Origin of the sequence: Streptomyces albicerus, from assembly GCF_008905045.1 — a bacterium.
Classification (GTDB): domain Bacteria; phylum Actinomycetota; class Actinomycetes; order Streptomycetales; family Streptomycetaceae; genus Streptomyces; species Streptomyces albicerus.
This window is the reverse complement of the sequence record NZ_VWMY01000005.1, coordinates 62,775-84,510: the sequence shown is the minus strand read 5'-3', so window position 1 is coordinate 84,510 and position 21,736 is coordinate 62,775. Positions and strand designations below refer to the sequence as shown.

Here is a 21,736-nt window from a genome sequence, read left to right as displayed (position 1 = left end):
TCGCGAGCCCGCGCTCGGACGCCACCACTCGCCCGTACCGGGCAGCACCACTACGCCCGCACAACCATCAACCACTACGCCCGCACAACCGGAAAACCCGCACGCGCACTCCCGCCGTGCGGGTCGTCCGGCCACACTGGGAAAGTCGGTCGTCCGGGAGGGAGTGGTATGCGCACGCTCCATGAGGCCGTCAGCCAGTGCCGGACACTGGTCGTCGAGGGCCCCGACGGAATCGGCAGAAGCGGACTGCTCGCCGAACTGGTCCGCAACGGATTCATGATCCGCCGCTCGCGGGGCCATCTGCACCACGTGGACCCGACCCGCCCGTACCGCGAACTCCTCGCCGCGCCCGGCCGGCTGGCCGTCGACGGCGGCATCATCCACGAACTCGTCTACGGGCCGTTGCGCCGCGGACACTCCCGGGTGACCTGGATCCAGGCGCTCGACTTCGCCGAGTCCGTGGCCGAACGGGACGGCGCCCTTCTCCATCTGACGGACTCCGGGCGCGAGCCGGACGCCGAGAGCGCCGAGGCGGCCGACGCCTTCGACCGCGCGTTCCGCACCCTCGCCCAGCACGTCACCGTCGTCACTCTCGACGTCGGCGGCCCCGGCCCTCCCATCCGTGCACCTGCTCCGGCTCCTCAACTGGGGCGATGCAAAAGGAAGTTGACGGTAGGTTAGTGACTGACCGCGTGACGCACGGCAGGAGATATCCCATGGCAGACGGCCAGAGCACCCCCGACCAAGAAGCCTTGTCCAAGATCGACACCACGGTGCCGCACTCGGCCCGCATCTGGAACTACTGGATGGGCGGGAAGGACAACTACGAGGTCGACCGGGTCGCGGGCGATGCCTACCGTGAGATCGCCCCGAACATCGAGACGATGGCCCGCGCCTCCCGCGGCTATCTGATCCGCACCGTGACGTTCGTCGCCGGCGAACTGGGCATCCGCCAGTTCCTGGACATCGGCACGGGCCTTCCCACGTACGACAACACCCACCAGGTCGCCCAGCGCGTGGCGCCGGAGTCCCGGATCGTCTACGTGGACAACGACCCGCTGGTACTGCGGCACGCCCAGGCCCTGCTCACCAGCACCCCCGAGGGCGTCACCGACTACATCGACGCCAACCTGCACGAGCCCGAGAAGATCATCGAAGCCGCGGACAAGATCCTGGACTTCAGCAAGCCCGTCGCACTGATGCTGATGGGCATCCTGGGTCACATCCAGGACTACGAAGAGGCCAAGTCGATCGTGCGCCGCCTGCAGGCCGCCCTGCCGTCGGGCAGCTACTTCGTGCACTACGACAGCACCGACACCGACGCCGAGCTCAAGCGGGCCCAGGAGGGCTACGACGACACGGGCGCCGTCCCGTACGTGCTGCGCAGTCCGCGACAGGTCGCCGCCTACTACGAGGGCCTGGAGCTGCTGGAGCCCGGCATCGTCTCCTGCCCGCTGTGGCGCCCCGAGCCGGGCACGACCCCGGAGCCGACGGACGTGTACGGGGGCATCGCCCGCAAGCCCTGACCCGCGCCCCCGAAAGCCCTGGCGCCCCCCGTTGGCGCCAGGGCCGATCTTGAGGCCGGTCAGGCTTTGGGCAGGTCAGGGTCGCTCGGCCGGCTGGATGTTCTGGTTGAGCCGGAACAGGTTGCCCGGGTCGTGGTCGGCCTTGATCCGGGCCAGCCGGGCGTAGTTGTCGCGGTAGCTCGCCCGTACGCGCTCCTGGCCCTCGTCCATCATCATGTTCACGTAGGCGCCGCCCGCCGAGTACGGGTGAAGGGCCTCGAAGTAGTCGACGGTCCACTGCTTGATCAGGCCGGCGTTGGCCGGGTCGGGGTCCACGCCCGCGTACACGGACGCCCAGCGTGCGTCGCGGTAGCTCCAGGCGGTGTCCGTCGGCGCGTGGTCGTGGACGGCGCCGTCGATCGGGTACAGGTGCATCGTCGACTTCATGGTCGGCAGTTCGGCACCGAACTTGGCGTGCAGGTCGATCGCGTCGCCGGGGATCTCGTTGACGAAGTCGGCCCGCCAGTACCACTGGTCGCCGGGCGGGTAGAGGCCGTCGAAGGCCGACTGGATCGCGGGGTGCGGCATCGGTGCCGGGCCGTGCAGCATCGGCTGCGGCAGGGCGTCGAGCAGCGGCGCCATCGCGCGCGACGCGGCCTCCTCGTCGTCCCCGGCGTAACACCACACGACACCGCAGGCCTTGCGCCCATGGATCTCCTCGGGGAACGGCGGGCCCGGCGGGACGGCGCCGATCAGGAAGAAGCCGTTGAGGTCGCGGGGCGCGTGCGGGATGAAGTCGCGGTAGGCGGCGAGGACCTCGGCACACTGTTCGACGGGCCAGAACGTGGGCCCGGCGATGACCGTGCTCACCTCGTGCAGCCGGAACAGGAACGAGGTGACGACTCCGAAGTTGCCGCCTCCGCCGCGGATCGCCCAGTACAGGTCGGTGTTCTCGTCGGCGCTCGCGCGCACGTGCTCGCCGTTCGCCAGGACCAGTTCGGCCTCCAGCAGGTTGTCGATGGCCAGACCGCACTTGCGGGTGAGATGACCGAGGCCGCCGCCCAGGGTGAGGCCGCCGACGCCGGTCGTGGAGATGATGCCGCTCGGGGTGGCCAGACCGTGTGCGTTGGTGGCCTGGTCCACTTCGCCCCAGACGCAACCCCCGCCGACGCGGACCGTCCTGGCCTTCGGGTCGACCTCGATGTCCTTGAGCGGGGACAGGTCTACGACCACCCCGTCGTCGCAGGTCCCCAGGCCCGCCCCGTGGTGCCCGCCGCCGCGGACCGCCAGCGGCAGGCCGTGGTCGCGGGCGAAGCCGACGGCGTGCGTCACGTCCTCGGCGCTCGTACAGCGCGCCACCAGGGCGGGCCGCCGGTTGATCATCGCGTTGTAGACCGCGCCGGCCTCCTCGTAACCGGGATCGTCCGGACCGATCAACTGGCCCTTGAATCCGGTGAGTTCCTGGCGTGCTGCCTGTGCCGGTGTGATGGACATGCGCATCCCCCGATCCGGGACCCTGCCTCCGGGCCCCTCCGATGCGCCTGTTTCTAGTCCCGTCCCCCGGGCGCAGATATCCGTGCCCGTCACTCAGCTCGGCGCGGTGGCTACCTAGGTCCTGTCGTCAGACTCCCGTCGTCCGCCCGGAGGGCGGGCCCCGCGGCGTCAGGTGCGTGCTCTGGGGGTCCCCCCGGCCGAAGGCTGGGGGGAGTGCCGGGCGCAGGCCCTCGTACTGGACGTACTTGGGTCTGTGCCCGGTGCGGCGAGTGGGGGCACCTCCCACGCCCTTTAAGGCAGTGGGGGAGCGTGCATGGCGTCGCGGGGCAGGCGGGAGTCTGACGACAGGGCCTAGGTCTCACGTCCGGACAGCAGGCCGAGTTCCGTGGCGCGGACGGTGGCCTGGCGGCGGGTGTGGGCGCCGAGCTTGTCCAGTACGGCGGAGACGTGGTTGTCGACCGTACGGACCGAGACCACGAGCCGCTCGGCGATCTCGGGATTGGTCAGACCCTGGGCCAGCAGCCGCATGACCTGGAGCTGGCGCTCGGTGAGTCCCGCGGGGTTCTCCCGTGTCGCGGCGAGCGGCCCGCGCGGGATGCGGCGCACGCCGAGCCGCCGCAACTCGCCGCGGACCAGGCGCGCCAGGGGTTCCGCGCCGAGCGCGTCCAGACCGGCGAGGGCGGCGAGCTTGTCGTCAGGGTCCGGGCTCTCGGCGAGCGCGGCGGCATGCTCGTACGGGCAGCCGACCGCGAGCCACGCCTGCGCCGCCTCACGCCACCGTCCCGCGGTCTGGAGCGCGTACGGATGGTCCGACCCGTCTACCGGTACGGGGTGCCCCGCCTTGGTGAGCCAGTAGCCGAGCTCGGTCCGGTGCGACACGGCGGACAGGCGGCGCGCCTGCTCGAAGACCTCGGCGGCGGCCGCGACCACCGCGGCGTGATCGCTCCGGAGCCAGGCCGCCTCGGCCCGGGCCGCCGCGACCGGCCCGGTGCGCTGGAGTTCGCGGGTGCGTACGGCGATCTCCCAGGCCTCGTCGAGCAGTTCGTCGGCGCCGCTCCTGCCGCGGCGGACGCGCACCCGGGCCAGGACGGTCAGGGCGGGACAGCGGGCGGGCACGAACTCGTGGGCGCCCACCTCGGCATGCCGCTCCGCGTCGTCCCAGGCTCCGGCGGCGAACCGGCGCAGCGCCATCGAGACATGGAGATAGCTGAGGAAGCCGACGTGCTCCGCCCGGTCCGCCAGCTCCATCCCGGGCCCGAGGAAGCGGTCGGCCTCGGTGTACTCGAGGCGTTCGAGCAGCGTCCAGATCAGGTTGGCGTACGACCGGCAGGCGTGCTCGACCTCGCCGGCCGCCAGTGCGACCTTCAGGCTCTCCTCCAACTGGGCGCGGCCCAGCGGGTCACCGGCGCGCCAGCGGGCGCTGCCGACGTTGTTGAGGGCGTGCGCGAGGATCGCCATGTCGCCCGTGCGGCGGGCCAGGGCGATGGCGCGCTCGCCGAAGTCGACCGCCTGGGCGGTGCGTTCGGACAGCATGTGAAGCTGGGACGTGTTGCTGAGGGCCAGCGCGAGCAGCCGGTCGTCGCCCGCCTCCTCCAGGACCGCGATGGCCTCGCGCGCGGCGCGTTGTGCCTCGTCGGCGTCGCCCGCCCACCAGTGGATCCGGGACAGCCAGCGCAGGTCGGCGCCGAGTGCCCGGGTGTCGCCGAGGTACCGGCGCAGCGCGACCGCGTCCTGCTCGGCGTCGACGGCGGCCGCGGAGTCGGCGATGGTGTAGCTCTCGACGGCGTACCGCTCCAGCAGACCGGCCAGTTCGGCCGCGCCGAAGCGGTCGCGCTGCCTGAGGACGAGCCGCAGGTGGGCCGCGGCCTCACGATGTGCGCCCGCGCTGGAGGCGTCACGGGCGGCATCGGGGCCGTACCGCGCGATCGCTTCCTGGTCGCCCGCCTCCGCCGCGTGGTGGACGACGCGGGACGGGTCGGAGCCGGGCTTCGCGACCAGCGCGGCGAGGACACGTCGGTTGAGTTCGATGCGCCGTGCGGCGGGCAGTGAGTCGGCGACGGCCCGGCGGATCAACTCGTGCCGGAATCCCGCCCGTTCAGGTGTCACGGTCAGCAGGCCTCGCTGTTCGGCCGCCGCCAGTTCGGCCACGCCGTCCGTGAGCAGCGCGTCGGCAAGGGGGCGTTCGACCGCGGAGGGCACCACGGCGAGCTGTTCCAGGGCGTCCCGGGTGCGGTCGTCCAGGCCGCGCAGCCGGGCGAGGACCGCGTCGACCACCGTCGGGGGTACGCCACCGGTGCCGCCGGCCGCCACCACCTCGGCGACGAAGAACGGATTGCCCGAGGTCACCGTGTACACCTCCGCCGGATCGAGCCGGCTCACCGCGCTCAGTGTGCGGACGGCGCCCGGGGAGAGCCGGGACAGCGGGAGGCGGTGCACGCGTTCGGCGCGGGACACCTGGCCGAGGAGGTGGTGCAGGGGGTGGCGGCGGTCCAGTTCGTCGTCCCGGTAGGTCAGGACCAGTACGGCCGGGAGGCGTTCCACCCGGTGCACCAGGAACCGCAGGGCGTCGAGCGAGGCCTCGTCGGCCCAGTGCACGTCCTCGACGACGAGGACCGCCGGGTGCGGGGCCGCGATCAGCTCGGCCCGCAGGGCGTCGTACACCCGGGGCCGGTCGCCGCCCGCCGTGAGCGCTCGCGCCAGTTCCGCGCCGACGCTGCCGACGAGGTCGCGGAAGGGGCCGAGCGGTCGCCGGGTCGCGAGGTCGTCGCACTCCCCCATCAGGACGCGCGCGTCGGCGGGCAGCACGCCGGGCATGGCCTTCACCAGGCTCGACTTGCCGATTCCCGCTTCCCCGAAGACGAGCACCACCGAACCGGCTCCGTCTGCCGCGTCCCGCGCGGCGGCGGCCAGTCGGTCCAGCTCGTGGTCGCGTTCGAGGATCCCCCAATCCACGGTGCGATTCTGGCACGTGTGCGGGCGGGCGGGCCCGCAAAGATGTCGATGGTTGTACAAAACGCGGCTCGGTCACCAGCGGCCCTACGACGTGGGCCGCACCGCCACCGCCCAATTGCTCCGTTGCGTCACCCGGGGCGAAGTCCCGCCGGCCTCCCGGCGCACCCTGCCCGTCGAGCTCAAGGTGCGGGGCACCACGGGGCCTGCCACCCGCTGACCCCCACTTGCCCCAACTGCCGCCGCACGGTACGGAGTTGATTTGCCGTGCCGCATCACCCCCTGCTCTGCTCAGCCTTGGAAAGGCGGTTCGCCATGCCCAGCGTGCTCGTTGTGGGCGAATCCTGGTTCACGTACACGGTCCAACAGGTCCGTCAGAAAGGCTTCGACGCCTTCCACACCGCGGCGTTCACTTCCGATGTGGCACCGCACTGGGCACCACCGCCGTTCCTGGCCGGGGAGGGGTACGCCGAGTTGTGGGACCGACTGGTGCCTTGGCTCGCCGGATCGGAGCTGTGATGTCCGATCACGAGAGTGCTCCCTTCACCGGCACACCCCACCTCGCGGCCGCGCCCGGCGACTTCGCGCCACTCGTGTTGATGCCGGGGGACCCGCGCCGGGCCCGGCGGATCGCCGAGACGTTCCTGGCGGACGCGCGGCAGGTCACCGACGTACGCGGCATCCTCGGCTACACCGGCAGCCACCGGGGCGTGCCAATGTCCGTCCTCGCCTCCGGTATGGGCATTCCCTCGGTGTCTATCTACGCGACGGAGCTGTTCCGGTACTACGGCGTGCGCAGGATCGTCCGGGTCGGTACGGCCGGCGCGCTCCCGGAGTCGGTCGCGGTGCGGGACGTAGTGATCGCCTCCGCGGCGCACACCGACTCCAGCCTCAGCCGGATCCTGGTCGACGGCGTGACCCTCTCCCTCGCCCCCTCGTACCGACTGCTGCGGGCGGCGGCAGACGCCGCCGAGTCGGAGAAACCGGCCGACCGTGGAGCCGTGCACATCGGGCCGGTGTTCACCAGCGACCACTTCTACCTGGACCGCCCCGCTCTCTTCGACGCGCTGCAGCGCCGGGGCACGCTGGCGGCCGAGATGGAGGCGGCCGGACTGTATGCCGTGGCCTCCGCGGAGGGCGGCGAGGCACTCGCCGTGCTGACCGTCTCCGACCACCTCCGCACCGGCGAGGCCCTCACCGCCGGGCAACGCGAGACGGGCTTCGACCGGGCGCTGCGCATCGCCGCCACCGCGCTGCTCGCCGATGTCTGAATTCCCACACCGAAAATCAAACAGAAACCGGACTACGTAGCCAAAACGTTTTGCACTTCCTACTGTCAACGCAGCCGTCACTCGGCAACAAAATGATCAGGAGGTCAATGATGCGATACGGAAGAAGCGCCGCCATCGCGGTGACGGGGATGCTCGCGCTGACCGCGTGCGGAGGATCCGGCGGGGATGATTCCGGAGCGGCCTCCTCCGACAAGCCGCGCATCAAATTAGTGATCAATGGCGGGCTGGGCGACAAGTCGTTCTTCGACTCCGCCCACGAGGGGCTGAAGAAGGCCGAGAAGGACCTCGGCTACGAGCTCAAGGTGGTCGAGCTGGGTGCCGACCGCACCAAGTGGGAACCCGGATTCGAGGACGCCGCCTCGGCCGACGACTACGACATCCTGGCGGCCGGCACCTTCGAGGTCACCGACTACATCGGCGAACTCGCCCCGCAATTCCCGGACAAGAAGTTCTGGCTCTTCGACGCCCCGGTGGACTACAGCGGCAAGAACGGCACCTGTTCCAACAAGTGCGAGAACGTCTACTCGGTGACCTTCAAGCAGAACGAGGGCGGTTATCTCGCCGGATTCCTCGCCGAGAAGCTGGTGGCCGGGAAATCCCTCGAGGGAGCCGAATCCCTGAAGAAGGTCGGCGTCATGCCCGGGGTGAAGATCCCGGTCATCGAGGACTTCGTCGTCGGTTTCAGGGCGGGATTCAAGGACGCGGGCGGAAAGAACTCCGACGTGCTCGTGCAGTACGTGGGCGGCGACAAGCCGTTCAGTGACCCCGCGAAGGGCAAGGAGATCTCCACCGCCATGTACGGACAGGGCGCCGCGCTCGTGTGGCCGGTCGCCGGACTCTCCGGACTCGGCACCTTCGAGTCGGCGGTCACCGCCAAGCGCTACACCTTCGGCGTGGACTCCGACCAGTACCGGACGCTCACCGACCAGGCGCAGAAGGACACCGTCGTCACGTCCATCCTCAAGAACGTCGGCACCACCCTGTACAAGGCCGCGCAGGCGGACCAGAAGGACTCTCTGAAGTACGGCGCCGTCGACACCGTCGGTCTCGCCGAGGACGCCGTCGGCTATGTGAACGACGACCACTTCCGGGAGTTGGTGCCCGAGAAGATCCGTACCGAGGTCCAGGAAGCCGCCGACAAGGTCAAGTCGGGCTCGGTCACGGTCCCCAGCGCCTTCTGACCGAACGGCCTGATGATGAACGAGTCATGGCGCAAGGACGGTCCGGCCGTCGCCGCCCGTGCGGTCACCAAGACGTACGCCAACGGCGTGCGCGCGGTACGCGGCGTGCACCTGGAGGTCCCGCCGGGCGAGATCCGGGCGGTCGTGGGCGAGAACGGAGCGGGCAAGTCGACGCTGATGAAGCTGTTCTACGGTCTCGAACAGCCCTCTTCGGGCGAGATCCTGATCGGCGGGCAGCCCCGAACGCTGCGCGGGCCGGCCTCGGCCATCGCACTGGGCGTGGGCATGGTGCACCAGAACTTCATGCTGGTGCCCTCGTTCACCATCGCCCAGAACGTCGTCCTCGGCGTCGAGCCGGGCCGTCGCGGTCTGGTCGACCCGAAGGCGGCCGTCGAGACGACCGCCCGGCTCGCGGCGGGGGCCGGGCTCGCCGTCGATCCCCGGGCTCGCGTCGACGAGGTGTCGGTCGGGATGCGGCAGCGCGCCGAGATCCTCAAGGCGCTCCACCGGCGGGCGAAGGTGCTGATCCTGGACGAGCCGACCGCCGTGCTCACCCCGCAGGAGACCGAGGACCTGTTCGCCGCCGTACGCAGACTGCGCGACGGCGGGATGACGGTGCTGTTCATCTCGCACAAGCTGCGCGAGGTACGGGAGATCAGCGACCGGGTCAGCGTGATGCGCGCCGGTTCCCTGGTGGGGACGGTCACCACCGCCGACGCCACCGAGCGGTCCCTCGCCTCCATGATGGTCGGCCGCGACCTGTCTCTGGACGTGGACCGCGCCCCCGCCCGCCCCACAGGGGTCACGCTGCGGGTCCGCGGGCTCCGGTACGAGGCACCGGTCGGCCGGTCCCTGCACGGCCTGGACTTCGACGTGGCCGGCGGGGAGATCGTCGGCGTGGCCGGCATCGAGGGCAACGGCCAGAGCGAACTCGCCGAGATCCTGGCCGGGTTGCGCCGCCCCACCGCGGGCACGGTCCACGTCGGCGGCATCGACACGGCCGGCCTCGACGTCGCGGGCCATCGCAGGGCCGGTGTCGGCTACGTACCGGAGGACCGGCTGCGCAACGGCGCCGCGCTCGACGGGTCGATCGCCGACAACCTCGTCGTCGACCGCCACGACCGACCACCCCTCGCCCGCCGCGGCACACTGCACCCCGGTGCCGTGCGCGCCCACGCCGAGCGGCTGATCGAGGAGTACGCGATCCGCACCCCCGACCCGTCGGTCCCGGTACGAGCGCTGTCCGGCGGCAACGTGCAGAAAGTGATCGTCGCCCGCGAACTCTCCGCGGGGCCACGGCTGTTGATCGCCTCTCAGGTCACACGCGGGGTGGACGTCGGCGCGATGCGGTTCGTGTACGAGCAGCTGGTCGCCGCTCGCGACGCGGGTGCCGCCGTCCTGCTGATCTCCGCCGACCTCACCGAACTCCTCGCCCTCTCCGACCGGTTGCTCGTCCTCAAGGACGGCCGCCCGGTCGCCCGGTTCGACGACACCACCGGCCTCACCGAGAAGCGGGTCGGCCTCTACATGCTCGGCGTCGAGCAGCACGAGCAGGATCACCTCACGGCCGGTCTGGAAGACCTGGGGGAAGCCTCGTGACCACCACCCCCATGACCCTGATCGAGGCCGAGGACCGACGCCAGTACCGTGCGACCCGGCGCCGCGACCTCGCCGTCGACCTCGGCATGGCCCTCGCCACGGTTCTGGCCGCTCTGACCATCGGCTTCCTGGTCATGCTCGCCACCGGCAACGACCCGGTACGGGCCTACGAGGTGATGCTCACCGGCCCGCTGGAACGCTCCTTCCGCGTCGGCCGCTGGCTGGAGGACGCCACCACGCTCACCCTGCTCGGGCTGTCGGTCGCGATCCCCTTCCGCGCCCGGCAGCTCAGCCTCGGCGCCGAGAGCCAGCTCTACGCGGGTGCGCTGGCGGCCGCTGCCGTCGCGGTCTTCCTGCCGCTGCCGGCGGTGGCCGCCGTGATCGTGCCCATGGTGGCGGCGGCCATGGCGGGTGCCGGAATGGGTCTGGTGCCGGGCTCGATGAAGGCACGGCTCGGCGCCAACGAGATCGTGGCCACGCTGATGCTCAACGCCATCGCCGTACGCGTCTACGACTACCTGGTCAACGGCCCGCTGAAGGAGCCGGGCAGCAGTGCCGTGCACTCGAAGCCCATCCAGCGGGACTCCGCGCTCACCCCGCTGAGCGACTGGTTCGGCATCCCCATGGGCCGGGCCAACGTCGGCCTCGGGCTGATGCTGCTCACCGCCGTCGCGCTGTGGCTGCTCATCACCCGTACCCCGCTCGGCTACCGGATCCGGATGACCGGCGCCAACCCCGACTTCGCGGCGTACGGAGGCATCAAGGTGCCCCGGATCATCGAGTGGAGCTTCGTCATCGGCGGCGCGGTCGCCGGCCTCGCCGGAGCGCATCTCGTCCAGGGCGTGTACGGCCGCCTGGAACCGGGCCTGGCCGGAAGCCTCGCCTTCGAGGGGATCGTGGTCGCCCTGCTGGCGCGCAACAACCCGCTGGTCGTCGTGGTGGCCGGGCTCTGCTACTCCTACCTGCGCGCCGGGGGCGACATCATGGAACAGCAGACGGACGTCGGCACGGAGATCGTGGTCGTGATCCAGGCGGTCATCGTGCTGCTGGTCACCGCCCAGGCGCCGCCGGACCTCCTCAAGCGCCGGATCGCACGGAAGCAGGTGGGCGTCCGATGAGTTCCGTACTCGACGTCGTCCTCAGCAGCGCCTTCCTGGCGGCCGTGCTGCGAGTCGCCACGCCGTACCTGCTCGCCGCGTTCGGCGGACTGGTCGCCGAACGCGCCGGCATCGGCAACATCGCCCTGGAAGGGCAGATGCTCGGCGCGGCCTGCACGGGCGCGCTCGTCGCCGGGTACAGCCACTCGGTCGCCCTGGGCGCGGTGTGCGGGGTCGCGGTGGCGACACTGCTGGGCGTGCTACTGGCGGCGCTCCGGCTGGAGTTGGGCGCCGACGCGATCATCGCGGGCATCGGTATCAACCTGCTCGCCTCGGGCGCCACCGCCTACGCCGTCTACACCCTCCTCGACGACAAGGGCGGCACGTCCGGCCTGAAGAGCGGCACCGTGCCGACGGTCACGCTGCCGGGCATCGAGCACGTGCCTGTGCTGGGCGACGTCGTGAGCGGCCAGAACCTGGTCACCTGGCTGGCCTTCCTGGCCGCGCCGTTCGTCGCCTGGCTGTTCTTCCGCACCCGCTTCGGCTTCCATCTGCGGGCGGTCGGCGAGACGCCGGACGCCGCCGCGTCGGTCGGGATCCCGGTACGCCGTGTCCAGTACGCGGGTCTCGCCCTCAGCGGCGCGCTCGCCGGCCTCGCCGGGGTCTTCCTGAGCATGGGGTACGTGTCCTTCTTCGTACGGGACATGACGGCCGGCCGCGGTTTCATCGCCCTGGCGGCGGTCTTCCTCGGCGGCCTGCGCCCGTGGGGCGTCTTCCTCGCCGCGCTCGGCTTCGGTGCGGCGGAGGCGCTGGCCGTCCAGCTCGGCACGCTGGACGTGCCGCCGCAGCTGGTGTCGACGATCCCGTACGCGATGACGCTGGTGGCGCTCGCGGTGTACGCGTGGCGGCGGAAGCGGCGGGGCGCTGCCGGGGAGGTCGCCACCGCCTCCCTCTGACACGGGCGCCGCGGACGGTGTGGACCAGGGTGTGGGCTCCGGGAGAGGCTGGGCCGGCAGCGCGGTTCAGGTGGGCCGGGAACGTATCGGCGGCGTTCCAGCGACAGCGAGAAAGGCAGCAACGTGCAGCTCAACACCCGCACATGGGGCTCCGGCGACAAGACCGCCGTGCTCGTTCACGGCATCATGTCCGACTCCCGCACCTGGCACCGGGTCGGGCCGGCGCTCGCCGGGCGGGGCTACCGGGTGATCGCCGCGGATCTGCGCGGTCACGGGGCGTCGCCGCGGGGCGAGTACAGCCCCGCCCTCTTCGCCCGTGACCTCGTGGACACCCTTCCCGCCGGGGCCAACGTGGCCATCGGGCACTCGCTGGGCGGACTCGCCCTCTCGCTCGCGGTCGACCGGCTGCGGCCGCGCCGGGCGGTGTACTGCGACCCGGTGTGGGCCACGACCTCGCCCGACCGGAGCGTGGACGCGGCCGCGTTCGTCGCGGGCAAGAAAGCGACCCGGGAGCACATCACCCAGCTCAATCCGCGCTGGGACGAGGCCGACGTCGACATCGAACTCGCCACGCTCGCGGACTGGGACCCCGACACCGCCTACTTCCTCGGCGGACAGCCCCTGCTCGGGTTTCTTCCCGCGCAGCCGGTGGTGCCCTCGCTGGTGCAGCTCGCCGATCCGAGCTTCCTCATCGGTGCCGAGGACGCCGCGCATCTACGAAGGACCCACTTCGAGGTCCGTACGGTCTCCGGAGCCGGGCACACCATCCACCGGGACGACTTCGACGGGTTCATGCGATCACTCGACGGATGGATCTGAGGGATTTCGGATTTCAATGGACGAGGCCGGCTCCGCTCGCAGGGCGCGACTTCCGCTCACCGTCTCGCTGTCCGCCCGTCCCGCAAAAGCAGTTGGAGTTGCGGCGCCGTCAGGACACCATGTCGTGACGGCGCCGTGTCTCATGGGGCGGGCCTGCGGGATGAGGACGAACCAACTCGGGCGTACCGCTGTGGAGATCACCGAGCTCGGTTTCGGCGGCGGGCCGCTCGGCGGGCTCTTCGAACCGCTCGACGACACGACCGCGGCACGGGCGCTGACGGAGGCCTCGGACAGCGGGATCCGAAACTTCGACACGTCGCCGCACTACGGCATCGGGCACCACCTGAAGCCCGGCCCTCCGGCGCGCTGGCCGGGCGACGCGTACCTCTTCGCCCGCAGGTTCCTCGAGCTCCTGGAGGGCAACAGGTAGCGCGTCAGGACGTGGTGCGGGATTCGAGGTCGGTGCGGGTGTCGTTGCCGTACACGCCCGTCTCGTCGCCCCGGATGCCGTACCAGAGCTGGAAACGGGCCACCGCGGCGGTCAGCGTGGCGTCGTACACGCCGCTGGCCGTGCCGCCGTCGTACACGTTCGGGATGCGCAGCAGTCGTTCCTGCAGGTCGCTCACCTCCGGGCCGCTGTCGCCCTCGCGGAGGGTGCCGGCGCCGTCCGGGTCGGCGGCCGACGGGGCAGGCGCGGACGAGGCGGCCGGGGGTGGGGGCGGCGCCTGCGCGGCATCGGCGTCGTTCCGGTCCCAGGTGAGCAGCAGTGCCGCGCTGAACCCCGCCAGGGCGGCGGCCACCGCGGCGACGGCGAGCGCCGTTCGGCGGAACAACGTCGGATGCCTGTGCCCCGAAGAGCGGACGACCGGGCGGTCGCGTGTGTCGTCCCGGAAGACCTGTCGGTAGTCCCGGTCGCTCTCGAAGTCCACGACGACGGGCGGCAGTTCCTGGGTGTCGTCCTCCGCCGTCCGTGGCAGAGCGGTGGCAACGGCTGCCGGTACGGCGACGACTTCGAAGCCGTCGTCCAGGTCGCGTTCTCTCTCCTGCACCTGCCGCACCAGCTCCGACAGAGCTCCTGGCCGGCGGCGGCGCATGACGTGGGTCGGTTCCAGCGCCGACCGGCTCGGCGGCAGTTCGGGGTCGGACGATGTCGACAACCTGCTCTCCCTCCGGGCGGTACTGAGGAGAGATACGGGTGCCCCCGCCCGGAAGTTCACCTTCGGGGACGCCGAGTTGAGCGCCGTCGGGATCGACCGTGTGCCGAGGTGCCGGGTGAACCCCGCCCCTGTTGTGCGTCAGCGGGGTCCACCCGGTGCGCCTCAGCGGTTCATCAGTGCGAAGACACCCCAGCCCAGATACTCACGCTGATACCGGACGTGACGCAGGGGCCCGGCGGTGAGATCCGCGCGCATCTCCTCCGCCATCTCGTCGTCGGGATGGGCATCCAGCCAGCGTCGGGTGTTGAGCCACTGCGGGGCCACGTACCGATCCCAGCTGTCCTGGTCGGCGAGGACCATCTCCACCACGTCGCAGCCGAGTCGACCGAAGAGTTCGATCAGTTCGGGAAGCGGGCGGAAGTCGTCCTTCTTGGTGGCGTAGCAGCCCTCGATGGTGGCCTGGTCCGGAGGGTCGCGGCGCCAGTAGGGCTCGCCGATCAGCATGATCCCGCCCGGTGCGAGGCTGCGACGGAGGAGCTCGACGGTGCCGGCCGCTCCACCGCCGATCCAGGTGGCGCCGAGGCATGCGGCGATGCCGACGGGCACGTCGGCTACATGGCCGGTCGCGTCGCCGTGCTGGAAGGCGACCCGGTCGGCGACGCCGAGTTCCGCCGCCCGGGCGCCCGCCTTGGCGAGGAACTCGGTGCTGATGTCCACGCCGGTGCCGGTCACCTGGTGGTCGCGTGCCCAGGTGCACAGCATCTCGCCGCTGCCGCAGGCGAGGTCGAGCACCCGCGTCCCGGGGGCCGGGTCGAGGGCCCGGCCCAGGGTGGCCAGCTTCTCGCTGGTGAACGGGTTGTGAATGCGGTGTCCGCTCTCGCGGATGGTGAAGCTACGTGGCAGATCCACTTCTGGGATTCCTTAGGTCCGAGGAGGTCATGATGGCTGGAGTACGCGACCCGTCGTACGCGGCCGCGATCGTCTGGACCGTCATCTCCTGCACCCCACTCGATAGACACCAACACTCGGAGCGGCCGAGGTTAGGACCACTCGTCAGGCCCTGTCCAACGGTTTAACCGCGGCGGCGACAGGGCTGGGCAATCAGGCGGGGATGAGAATGGCCGTCGACGACCGGTGGACCGATCACTGTGGCCCCGGGTCAGATCCAGCCCTGCTGCCAGGCGTGATGCGCGGCGGCGTGCCTGGTGGGTGCTCCCAGTTTGGACATGGCGGCGGAGAGGTAGTTGCGGACCGTGCCCGGGGCGAGGTGGACCACGGCGGCGATCTCGACGACCGAGGCTCCGGTGCGGGCGGCGCGCAGGACCTCCAGTTCGCGGTCGGTGAGGGGGCAGTCGTCCTCGGTCAGCGCCGAGGCGGCGATGTCGGGGTCGACATAGCGGCGGCCGGCGGCGATGTCGCGGATGATCTCCGCCAGTCTGGCCGCGGCGGTGGTCTTGGGGACGAAGCCGCGGACTCCGGCGGCGAGGGCGCGGCGCAGCACCGCGGGCCGGGCGTGCCGGGTGACCAGGACGATCTGGGTCGGGAGCTCGGCCCGGATCTCCTCGGCGGCGCGCAGTCCGTCGGTGGGCGGCATCTCCAGGTCGAGGACGGCGATGTCGGGGCGGTGTTCGCGGGCCAGCCGTACCGCGTCGGTCGAGGTGGACGCCTCCGCGACCACGGTGAGGTCCTGCTCCAGCCCGAGCAGGGCGGCCAGCGCGCTTCTGAGAAGGTCCTCGTCGTCGGCGATCAGCAGTCGGATCAACGCGCCGCTCCGTTCCCAGAGTTCGCCGGGCCGGCCGGGTCGAGGGGGTTGGCGGGGCCGGCCGGGTGAACGGGGCCGGCCAGGGTGGCCGGGTTCGCCGGCAGCGCGGCCTCGACCACGAAGCGAGCTCCGCCGTGGTCCCAGGTCAACTCGCCGCCGACCACCCGCAGTCGCTCCCTGAGCGCGCTCAGTCCGGTGCCATTGGTGGCGGCCGGGTGCTCGTCGGCGCCGTCGTTGCTCACCCGCAGCCGGGCGAAGCCGCCGGCGACGCGGTAGTCGACCTCGGCGTGCCGTGCCCTGCTGTGCCGGAGCACGTTGGTGGTGGCCTCCCGCATCACAAGGCCCAGTAGGTGGCGGGCGGACTCGGCGAGGTCGGTGGTGGCCGTCGCGGGTTCGACGGTCATCCTGGCGTCGATCTCGGCCGCTGCCAGCACCCGGGTCGCGTTGGCGATCTCGTCGTCCAGAGTCGTCCGGCGGTAGCCCTGCACCACGGCACGGGTGTCGCTGAGTGCGTCGGCGGCCAGCCGCCGCACCTCCTTCATCTCCGCGGCGGCGCGCGCCGGGTCCACCTCGACGAGCCTGGCCGCCAACTCGCTCTTCAGCGCGATGACTTGGAGGTGGTGGCCCTGGATGTCGTGCAGGTCGGCGGCGAACCGCAGGCGCTCGTCCTTGACCGCCACCTCCGCCTCGAGCCGCCGCGCCTCGTTCAGCCGCCGCGCGGTGTCCCAGGCCCACAAGGGGCCGAGCATCACCCAGACGGTGAACGCGACAAGACCGGCCGGGAACAGTGCGGCGTACAGCAGTTCCCCGTCACCCTCGACCAGGCTGACGACGCCGCCGGGCACCAGGGCGAGAACCACGGCGCAGACGATCAGCAGTCGCCTGCGGCGCGGTGGGAGGTACGTCGCGACGATCGCCACGACCATGGCGGGTGCGACCGCCCAGAGCCCGTAGTCGCGCACGGCCAACGGGAAGACCGCGAGCACGACCCCGGCCGCGCATGCGGCGGTCAGCCAGCCCGCGGGCGGCCCGGCAGGGCGCGCGTCGGCCACCGGCAGCAGCGCCAGCCGCCTGCTGAGCAGCACCACGCTCGCCGCCACCTCGACCGCCAGAGCGGCGGCGGCCGGACCGCGGGCCCAGATCTCGACGTCCTCGTCGAGGACCCATGCGCCGACGAAGAGGAGCAGCAAGCACGCGGCCGTGCCCGGCACGGCCCACCACGTGTAGCGCCGGAAGCCCGTGAGCCCCGTCCCGCGATCGTTCACCCCGTCCCGCATCCGGCCATTGTCTCCGAAGCCGACCGATCGGGCGGTGTGCCGTGCGGTCCGTCCCGGCATGACAGATGTCATGCGCGGACGTGACAACTCCACGCGCCCGCATGCGGGTTCGGCACTACTCGCGGTCCCGGCCACGGCGCAGTCTGAACGCATCGGAAATACCCCACCCCGGTATCGAAAGAGAGCCCGTCATGCAGACACGGCACATTCAGCAGACTCAGGACGTCGCACCGGCCCGCTCCGGGCGGGCGCCGGGCGAGCGGCACGGCAGCAGGTGGCACTTCGCCCGCCACTACCTGGAGATGCTGGTCGCGATGGTCGTCGGGATGCTGGTCCTCGGCGCGGCGACACGGGGCATCCTGGCGCTCGCCGGTACGGAGCTCTCCGCGACCCGGCATCCCGAACTGGCCTCCCTGGAGATGGCGTTCGACATGTCCGTCGGCATGGCCGTGTGGATGCGCCGGCGCGGCCACGGCTGGGCGAGCACCCTCGAGATGTGCGGTGCGATGTTCGTGCCCGCGCTCGCGCTGTTCCCGCTGCTCTGGCTGGACGTCATCGCCCCCGACTCGATGATCACCCTCGAACACCTGGTGATGCTTCCGCTGATGCTCCTCGTCATGCTCCGCCGACGCGCCGAGTACGGGGGCTGAATCCGCGCCCCTTTCCCGTACGCCCCGAACGCCCCGTACCCCCGTACGCCCTGTACGACCTCGCGACCATCCCGTACGACCTCACGAGACGGAGATCCGGAGGAATGTCATGACTGTCCCGACACCGACACCGCATACGACGCCGGAAGGGCGATCCCTTGGCGAGGTGCTCAAGCAACGCTGGCCGACGGCGCTGGCGATCGCGCTCTCGGTCCCCGGCATGATCGGAGGCGGCTCGGAGGACCTGGCCGACACAGTCGGCGGATTCGGGGAAGCCCTGCCCCTGCTGCCCCTGCTGTACCTGATCGTCAATCAGACAGGAAGGCCTCGGGCGACCTGGCCCGTGCTCGGGGCGGGGCTGGCGGTCATGGTCGCCCTCCGTATGCAGGACGCGGTCGCCCCGTCCACCGTCTTCGTCGCCCTCGCCCTGGTTCTCCTGGTCTGGGGAGCCGTACGCGGGACACCGCACGGACCGGCCACCTTCGGGGTCCAGGCGGCCGGGGCGGTCGTCTTCGGTGCGCTCGCACTGGTGGGGCTCGCGGTCGATCCGGACCTGGGCCGCTACCTCGTGGCGGCCGGCTGGTTCTTCCACGGCGTCTGGGACTTCGTCCATCTGAAGCTCGACAAGGTTGTCGCCCGGTCGTTCGCCGAGTGGTGCGGAGTCGTGGACGTACTGGTCGCCGTAGAACTGCTCTTCCTGGTATGACCGTTCCTCAGCGGAAGTCCACGTCCAGTGGAGCGGCCGTGACCGTCGTACGGGGCACCCGCGCGACGAGCGCCAGAAGCTCCTCCCGCTCGATGCCGTTCGGCAGGCCGAAGCCGCCCAGCCAGTCCTCTGGCCGGGCGGCTTCGGTGTTGAGCGTGAGGGTGTAGCGGCAGCGGCCGGAGCGCTCGGGGACGAAGTGGGCGAAGGTCATGAGCGGGAGGCAGCCGGGGCCGGTGGTCGGGTCGAATGACTCGCCCGGCGCCAGTCGGCGCAGGTCGCCCCGTCGGAGCGGGCCCACGAGAGGGTCCTCGGCCGGAGCGGGGCGCGCGACGACGACGCCGTCCTCGGTACGCGTCACGGCGGGCAGGTAGCGCGGGAAGCGCAGTCCGCTCTCGGAGCCGTCGAGGACGCCCGCGATCCAGATTTCGCGACCGCTCGTATTGCGGATCTCCACCCGGACGGGAGCCGGGCGCCCGAGGGGCTGGGTACCGCTCGGCCCGTACAGGACGAGGTCGAGCATGCGGCGGCTCCCTCCAGGCGCCTTCCTGTTTCCCCTTGTCCGGGGCCTGACGATGCTGCCACAGCCGCCCGGCAAGTCACAGGCTCACAGGAACAGGCACCGGCACCGGCACCGGCACACAGTCACAGGGAGGGCGCTCACGGGCGGAGGGGTCCCCCGTGAGTGCCCTCCTCCGCGCGGTCAGCCGCCGAATTCGGCGGTGAGTCGCGCCTTCGTGGTGTCGACCTGGTTGCGTACGGCGTCCACGACGTACGGCTTGAACGCGGGTGTGTCGAAGTGCCGCATCAGCCGGTCGAGCGTGGAGTTGGCCTCTTCGAGGTCGCCCTGGCGTGCGTAGGCGCGGGCGAGGCGGCGCGTGGCCAGGTTGAGCGTCAGGTTGTCGACGCCCTTGCCCTGTTCGGAGACCTTGACGACCTGGGCGAGCTGTTCGATCCCGGACTTGGGGTCCGGGGGCCGTACGGTCAGCTCGGTCTTGTCCGGGCTCAGGCTCTTGAACTCATGCTCGAAGTTGAGCCCCTTGGCCAGCCGGGCGTACACGGCGAACGGGTGCGTGCCGTGCCGTTCGATGATCTCCTGGAGCGCGTCGTTGCCGGATCGCAGAGACGGCGAGTCGGAGCCGCGCAGGGCGAGGATCTTCCCCTGCTCCTCCCCCATCATCAGCTCGGCGAGCTGGGTGTCGGTCTGGCTGACGGGGTGCCTGACGCCCAGCCGCAGCACCGGCGAGACGATCCGGGAACCGTCGGAGGCCAGATAGGCGGCGCGCAGCTGGTAGGTGCCCGGCTGCTGGAAGTAGTGCCCGTCGCGGCCGTAGCCGATGTAGGCACTGCTGTAGATCGCGGGCCTGCCGGCGTCCAGCCGGACGGTCTGGTCCTGGTCGACGCAGCGGCGCAGCAGCGGCCGGTAGAGGACCGTGTGGCCGGAGGGCTGCCGGATGGCGATGTTGACGAGTTCGTCGTCCGGGTGGAGGTGGTTGTGCGTCGAGCGGCCGCGCAGGTCGGTCGTCTCCAGCTTCAGCTCCACGACGACGGGTTCACCGAAGGAGAAGCCGTTCTTGTCCGCGCGCAGATCCAGCCGGAGCCCGGACTCGTCGGTGAGCGGCTCGTCGAAGAGTTCGGGTTCGATGTCGGCGGCGCCGGTGGCGAAGGCGTTGGCGCCCATGATGACGTTCCGGTAGAAACCGTGCCGCAGATGGATCTGCTCGTTGTCGGTGAACTGGAAGGGGAAGGCACCCCAGTAGGCGGCCGCCCCGCCGTTCCCGTTCAACGGCTGGTAGTTCTGCGCGTAGTTCATCCAGGACAGGTCGGCGAAGCCGTTGTTGCCACCGAGCGGAGCCGGGGGCTGGGCCAGGTTCTTCTGCCAGGAGTGCAACAGGTTGAAGGAGTGGCCGAGTTCATGGACGTACGTACGCAGCATGGCGCGCTGTGACTCGGGGTCGTTGCCCTGGACCATGTCGTAGAAGACCGCGCAGCCCTGCCGCTGGAAGGCGTCGGCGGCGTCGAACATGATGCCGCGCACGCCTGCCATGCCTTCATAGCTGCTGGCCACCAGCAGCCACAGTTTCCACTGCGGGGCGTTGCGCCACAGGCTGAAGTTGGTCTCCATCGCGGCGTGCAGTTCGGTGTTGGTCCAGCCGTTCTGGCTGTTCGCGATAACGTTCGCGGTGCCGGAGACGAGGAGTTCGATGCCGGCCTCGGCGTAGGCCCGGGGCACGGTGAGGATCCGGGCCGGGCTGTTGGCGGGCTGCGGGAGCGAACCGGTGTCGTACGAGAGGAAGGGCACGGCCCCGGTCACGGAGTCCTGCTCCCACTCGACGGTGCGGAAATACGGGGAGACGAACGGGCAGACGTAGGTGGCGCCCAGCTGGCCCGGCGGGCGGAGGAACTCCACGGTCGCCGCTCCGGGACGCTGGTTCGCCCTGCTGCGCGGGATGGTGACCCGCACGAGCTCGTAGGCGGTCTTCCAGGTGTACTCGGCGACTCCCCTGATGACGACCTTGGTCGCGGTCCAGGAGACGGTCGGCGCGTCCACGATGAACGAGCCGAAGTACGCCTTCGTGCCGCCACCCGTGCTGAAGAAGTCTCCGCTGACCTTCCTCAAGACCTTCGGGCCGCCGGGCACGCTGTCGACGTCCACGCGCAGATCCAGTTCGTAGCCTCCGCTGCTGCCGCGGTAGCGGCCGCGGGTGGGGCGGTAGGCGGGGACGGCGGCGCCCGGCTCGGCGTGCTCCGCCGTTTCCCAGGCCGTCGACTGTTGCTCGGTACCGCTCACTTCGGTGGTGCTCTGACCCGAGATCGCGTCCTGGCCGTGCTCCCACTCGTCGGGGGCGGATGCGTCGGCCAAGGGCGCCGCCGAGAAGTCGGCAGTCCCCGTTGTCGGGTCTCCACTGGCTGTTGACATGGCGACAAGTCCTCCGTTCGCCTCAATGCGCCGTTCAGCGGGTGGCGTCGGGTCGACGCCACCCCGGGTCCCGGCCGGCCGGGAGGACTGGTGCGAGCACGTTGGCACCACGCTCTCGCCGCGTCAACGATCCTTTCCGTTGTCCCGCAGAAATACGACGGAATTCGTTTCGGCAATTCACTGGGGATTCAGGGATTCACCGCGGACGAATTCCGTCACGGCCGTCGCGGGAGGGCTGCCCCGGGTGCCACGCGCGCGCTCGCAACCGTCTGCTCGCAACCCGCCTGCTCGCCCCGTGCCCGCTCCGCCTCCCGCGCACCGCCGGGAAGGCGTCCGATCCGTTCAAGACCGTGGCGCCGCTCCCTGAATAGCGTG

The 21,736-nt window shown here is 70.9% G+C and carries 20 protein-coding genes; 12 read left to right on the top strand and 8 right to left on the bottom strand.

Annotated features, from left to right (window positions below; translation table 11 throughout):
- The first annotated feature begins 168 nt into the window (after window positions 1-168).
- Both GAS53_RS05545 and GAS53_RS05540 read left to right on the top strand, forming a co-directional pair.
- Window positions 169-681 carry a hypothetical protein gene (locus GAS53_RS05545; RefSeq protein ID WP_151476288.1) on the top strand — a complete coding sequence of 171 codons (513 nt, stop codon included), beginning with the start codon at window positions 169-171 and terminating at the stop codon, window positions 679-681.
- Between the two features lie 35 nt (window positions 682-716).
- Complete coding sequence (locus GAS53_RS05540) at window positions 717-1,526, top strand: SAM-dependent methyltransferase (protein ID WP_151476287.1); 810 nt, start codon at window positions 717-719, stop codon at window positions 1,524-1,526.
- A gap of 75 nt (window positions 1,527-1,601) precedes the next feature.
- Here GAS53_RS05540 and GAS53_RS05535 read toward each other — a convergent pair whose 3' ends face one another.
- Together GAS53_RS05535 and GAS53_RS05530 are read right to left on the bottom strand one after the other, a co-directional pair.
- On the bottom strand, window positions 1,602-2,999 hold the full coding sequence (locus GAS53_RS05535) for an FAD-binding oxidoreductase (protein WP_151476286.1): 1,398 nt from the start codon (window positions 2,997-2,999) through the stop codon (window positions 1,602-1,604).
- 351 nt (window positions 3,000-3,350) lie between these two features.
- Window positions 3,351-5,951: an ATP-binding protein gene (locus GAS53_RS05530; RefSeq protein ID WP_151476285.1), complete on the bottom strand. Its 2,601-nt coding sequence runs from the start codon at window positions 5,949-5,951 to the stop codon at window positions 3,351-3,353.
- A 312-nt stretch (window positions 5,952-6,263) separates the two neighbouring features.
- Here GAS53_RS05530 and GAS53_RS05520 point away from each other — a divergent pair, with 312 nt between their 5' ends.
- From GAS53_RS05520 to GAS53_RS05485, 8 genes are all read left to right on the top strand, one after another.
- Window positions 6,264-6,467: a glutamine amidotransferase gene (locus tag GAS53_RS05520; protein ID WP_151476284.1), complete on the top strand. Its 204-nt coding sequence runs from the start codon at window positions 6,264-6,266 to the stop codon at window positions 6,465-6,467.
- On the top strand, window positions 6,467-7,219 hold the full coding sequence (deoD, locus tag GAS53_RS05515) for a purine-nucleoside phosphorylase (RefSeq protein ID WP_151476283.1): 753 nt from the start codon (window positions 6,467-6,469) through the stop codon (window positions 7,217-7,219). The genes GAS53_RS05520 and deoD overlap by 1 nt, the downstream gene beginning before the upstream one ends.
- A gap of 107 nt (window positions 7,220-7,326) precedes the next feature.
- On the top strand, window positions 7,327-8,421 hold the full coding sequence (locus tag GAS53_RS05510; RefSeq protein WP_151476282.1) for a BMP family lipoprotein: 1,095 nt from the start codon (window positions 7,327-7,329) through the stop codon (window positions 8,419-8,421).
- Window positions 8,422-8,433: 12 nt separating this feature from the next.
- Window positions 8,434-10,020 carry an ABC transporter ATP-binding protein gene (locus GAS53_RS05505; RefSeq protein ID WP_151476281.1) on the top strand — a complete coding sequence of 529 codons (1,587 nt, stop codon included), beginning with the start codon at window positions 8,434-8,436 and terminating at the stop codon, window positions 10,018-10,020.
- On the top strand, window positions 10,017-11,138 hold the full coding sequence (locus tag GAS53_RS05500; protein WP_151476280.1) for an ABC transporter permease: 1,122 nt from the start codon (window positions 10,017-10,019) through the stop codon (window positions 11,136-11,138). The genes GAS53_RS05505 and GAS53_RS05500 overlap by 4 nt, the downstream gene beginning before the upstream one ends.
- Window positions 11,135-12,073 carry an ABC transporter permease gene (locus tag GAS53_RS05495; protein ID WP_151476279.1) on the top strand — a complete coding sequence of 313 codons (939 nt, stop codon included), beginning with the start codon at window positions 11,135-11,137 and terminating at the stop codon, window positions 12,071-12,073. Before GAS53_RS05500 ends, GAS53_RS05495 begins: the two co-directional genes overlap by 4 nt.
- Window positions 12,074-12,196: 123 nt before the next feature.
- On the top strand, window positions 12,197-12,892 hold the full coding sequence (locus GAS53_RS05490) for an alpha/beta fold hydrolase (RefSeq protein ID WP_151476278.1): 696 nt from the start codon (window positions 12,197-12,199) through the stop codon (window positions 12,890-12,892).
- A 160-nt stretch (window positions 12,893-13,052) separates the two neighbouring features.
- Window positions 13,053-13,322 (top strand): aldo/keto reductase, encoded by a 270-nt coding sequence (locus GAS53_RS05485; protein ID WP_151476277.1) that lies wholly within the window; start codon window positions 13,053-13,055, stop codon window positions 13,320-13,322.
- 4 nt (window positions 13,323-13,326) lie between these two features.
- Here the strand turns inward: GAS53_RS05485 and GAS53_RS05480 are convergent, their stop codons facing one another.
- From GAS53_RS05480 to GAS53_RS05465, 4 genes are all read right to left on the bottom strand, one after another.
- On the bottom strand, window positions 13,327-14,049 hold the full coding sequence (locus GAS53_RS05480) for a peptidoglycan-binding domain-containing protein (RefSeq protein WP_151476276.1): 723 nt from the start codon (window positions 14,047-14,049) through the stop codon (window positions 13,327-13,329).
- Window positions 14,050-14,211: 162 nt separating this feature from the next.
- Complete coding sequence (locus GAS53_RS05475; protein WP_151476275.1) at window positions 14,212-14,958, bottom strand: SAM-dependent methyltransferase; 747 nt, start codon at window positions 14,956-14,958, stop codon at window positions 14,212-14,214.
- Between the two features lie 250 nt (window positions 14,959-15,208).
- On the bottom strand, window positions 15,209-15,811 hold the full coding sequence (locus GAS53_RS05470; RefSeq protein ID WP_151476274.1) for a response regulator transcription factor: 603 nt from the start codon (window positions 15,809-15,811) through the stop codon (window positions 15,209-15,211).
- The gene (locus GAS53_RS05465; protein WP_225858761.1) at window positions 15,808-17,160 is read right to left on the bottom strand and encodes a sensor histidine kinase; all 1,353 of its coding nucleotides are present in this window, start codon (window positions 17,158-17,160) and stop codon (window positions 15,808-15,810) included. Before GAS53_RS05465 ends, GAS53_RS05470 begins: the two co-directional genes overlap by 4 nt.
- Before the next feature lie 119 nt (window positions 17,161-17,279).
- Here GAS53_RS05465 and GAS53_RS05460 point away from each other — a divergent pair, with 119 nt between their 5' ends.
- Both GAS53_RS05460 and GAS53_RS05455 read left to right on the top strand, forming a co-directional pair.
- Complete coding sequence (locus GAS53_RS05460) at window positions 17,280-17,738, top strand: hypothetical protein (RefSeq protein ID WP_151476273.1); 459 nt, start codon at window positions 17,280-17,282, stop codon at window positions 17,736-17,738.
- A gap of 109 nt (window positions 17,739-17,847) precedes the next feature.
- A complete protein-coding gene (locus GAS53_RS05455) occupies window positions 17,848-18,444 on the top strand; it encodes a hypothetical protein (protein WP_151476272.1) in 597 nt (198 codons plus the stop codon).
- Between the two features lie 7 nt (window positions 18,445-18,451).
- Here the strand turns inward: GAS53_RS05455 and GAS53_RS05450 are convergent, their stop codons facing one another.
- Complete coding sequence (locus GAS53_RS05450; RefSeq protein WP_151476271.1) at window positions 18,452-18,964, bottom strand: hypothetical protein; 513 nt, start codon at window positions 18,962-18,964, stop codon at window positions 18,452-18,454.
- 180 nt (window positions 18,965-19,144) lie between these two features.
- Entirely contained in the window at window positions 19,145-21,361 is a 2,217-nt protein-coding gene (locus GAS53_RS05445; protein ID WP_151476270.1) for a tetratricopeptide repeat protein, read from the bottom strand.
- Window positions 21,362-21,736: the final 375 nt, after the last annotated feature.

Bases quoted from the DNA above. Each gene is read 5' to 3' on its own strand.
- GAS53_RS05545 (WP_151476288.1), top strand. From the start codon at position 169: ATGCGCACGCTCCATGAGGCCGTCAGCCAGTGCCGGACACTGGTCGTC.
- GAS53_RS05540 (WP_151476287.1), top strand. From the start codon at position 717: ATGGCAGACGGCCAGAGCACCCCCGACCAAGAAGCCTTGTCCAAGATC.
- GAS53_RS05535 (WP_151476286.1), bottom strand. From the start codon at position 2,999: ATGTCCATCACACCGGCACAGGCAGCACGCCAGGAACTCACCGGATTC.
- GAS53_RS05520 (WP_151476284.1), top strand. From the start codon at position 6,264: ATGCCCAGCGTGCTCGTTGTGGGCGAATCCTGGTTCACGTACACGGTC.
- deoD (WP_151476283.1), top strand. From the start codon at position 6,467: ATGTCCGATCACGAGAGTGCTCCCTTCACCGGCACACCCCACCTCGCG.
- GAS53_RS05510 (WP_151476282.1), top strand. From the start codon at position 7,327: ATGATGCGATACGGAAGAAGCGCCGCCATCGCGGTGACGGGGATGCTC.
- GAS53_RS05505 (WP_151476281.1), top strand. From the start codon at position 8,434: ATGATGAACGAGTCATGGCGCAAGGACGGTCCGGCCGTCGCCGCCCGT.
- GAS53_RS05495 (WP_151476279.1), top strand. From the start codon at position 11,135: ATGAGTTCCGTACTCGACGTCGTCCTCAGCAGCGCCTTCCTGGCGGCC.
- GAS53_RS05485 (WP_151476277.1), top strand. From the start codon at position 13,053: ATGAGGACGAACCAACTCGGGCGTACCGCTGTGGAGATCACCGAGCTC.
- GAS53_RS05465 (WP_225858761.1), bottom strand. From the start codon at position 17,160: ATGACATCTGTCATGCCGGGACGGACCGCACGGCACACCGCCCGATCG.
- GAS53_RS05460 (WP_151476273.1), top strand. From the start codon at position 17,280: ATGCAGACACGGCACATTCAGCAGACTCAGGACGTCGCACCGGCCCGC.
- GAS53_RS05455 (WP_151476272.1), top strand. From the start codon at position 17,848: ATGACTGTCCCGACACCGACACCGCATACGACGCCGGAAGGGCGATCC.
- GAS53_RS05450 (WP_151476271.1), bottom strand. From the start codon at position 18,964: ATGCTCGACCTCGTCCTGTACGGGCCGAGCGGTACCCAGCCCCTCGGG.
- GAS53_RS05445 (WP_151476270.1), bottom strand. From the start codon at position 21,361: ATGTCAACAGCCAGTGGAGACCCGACAACGGGGACTGCCGACTTCTCG.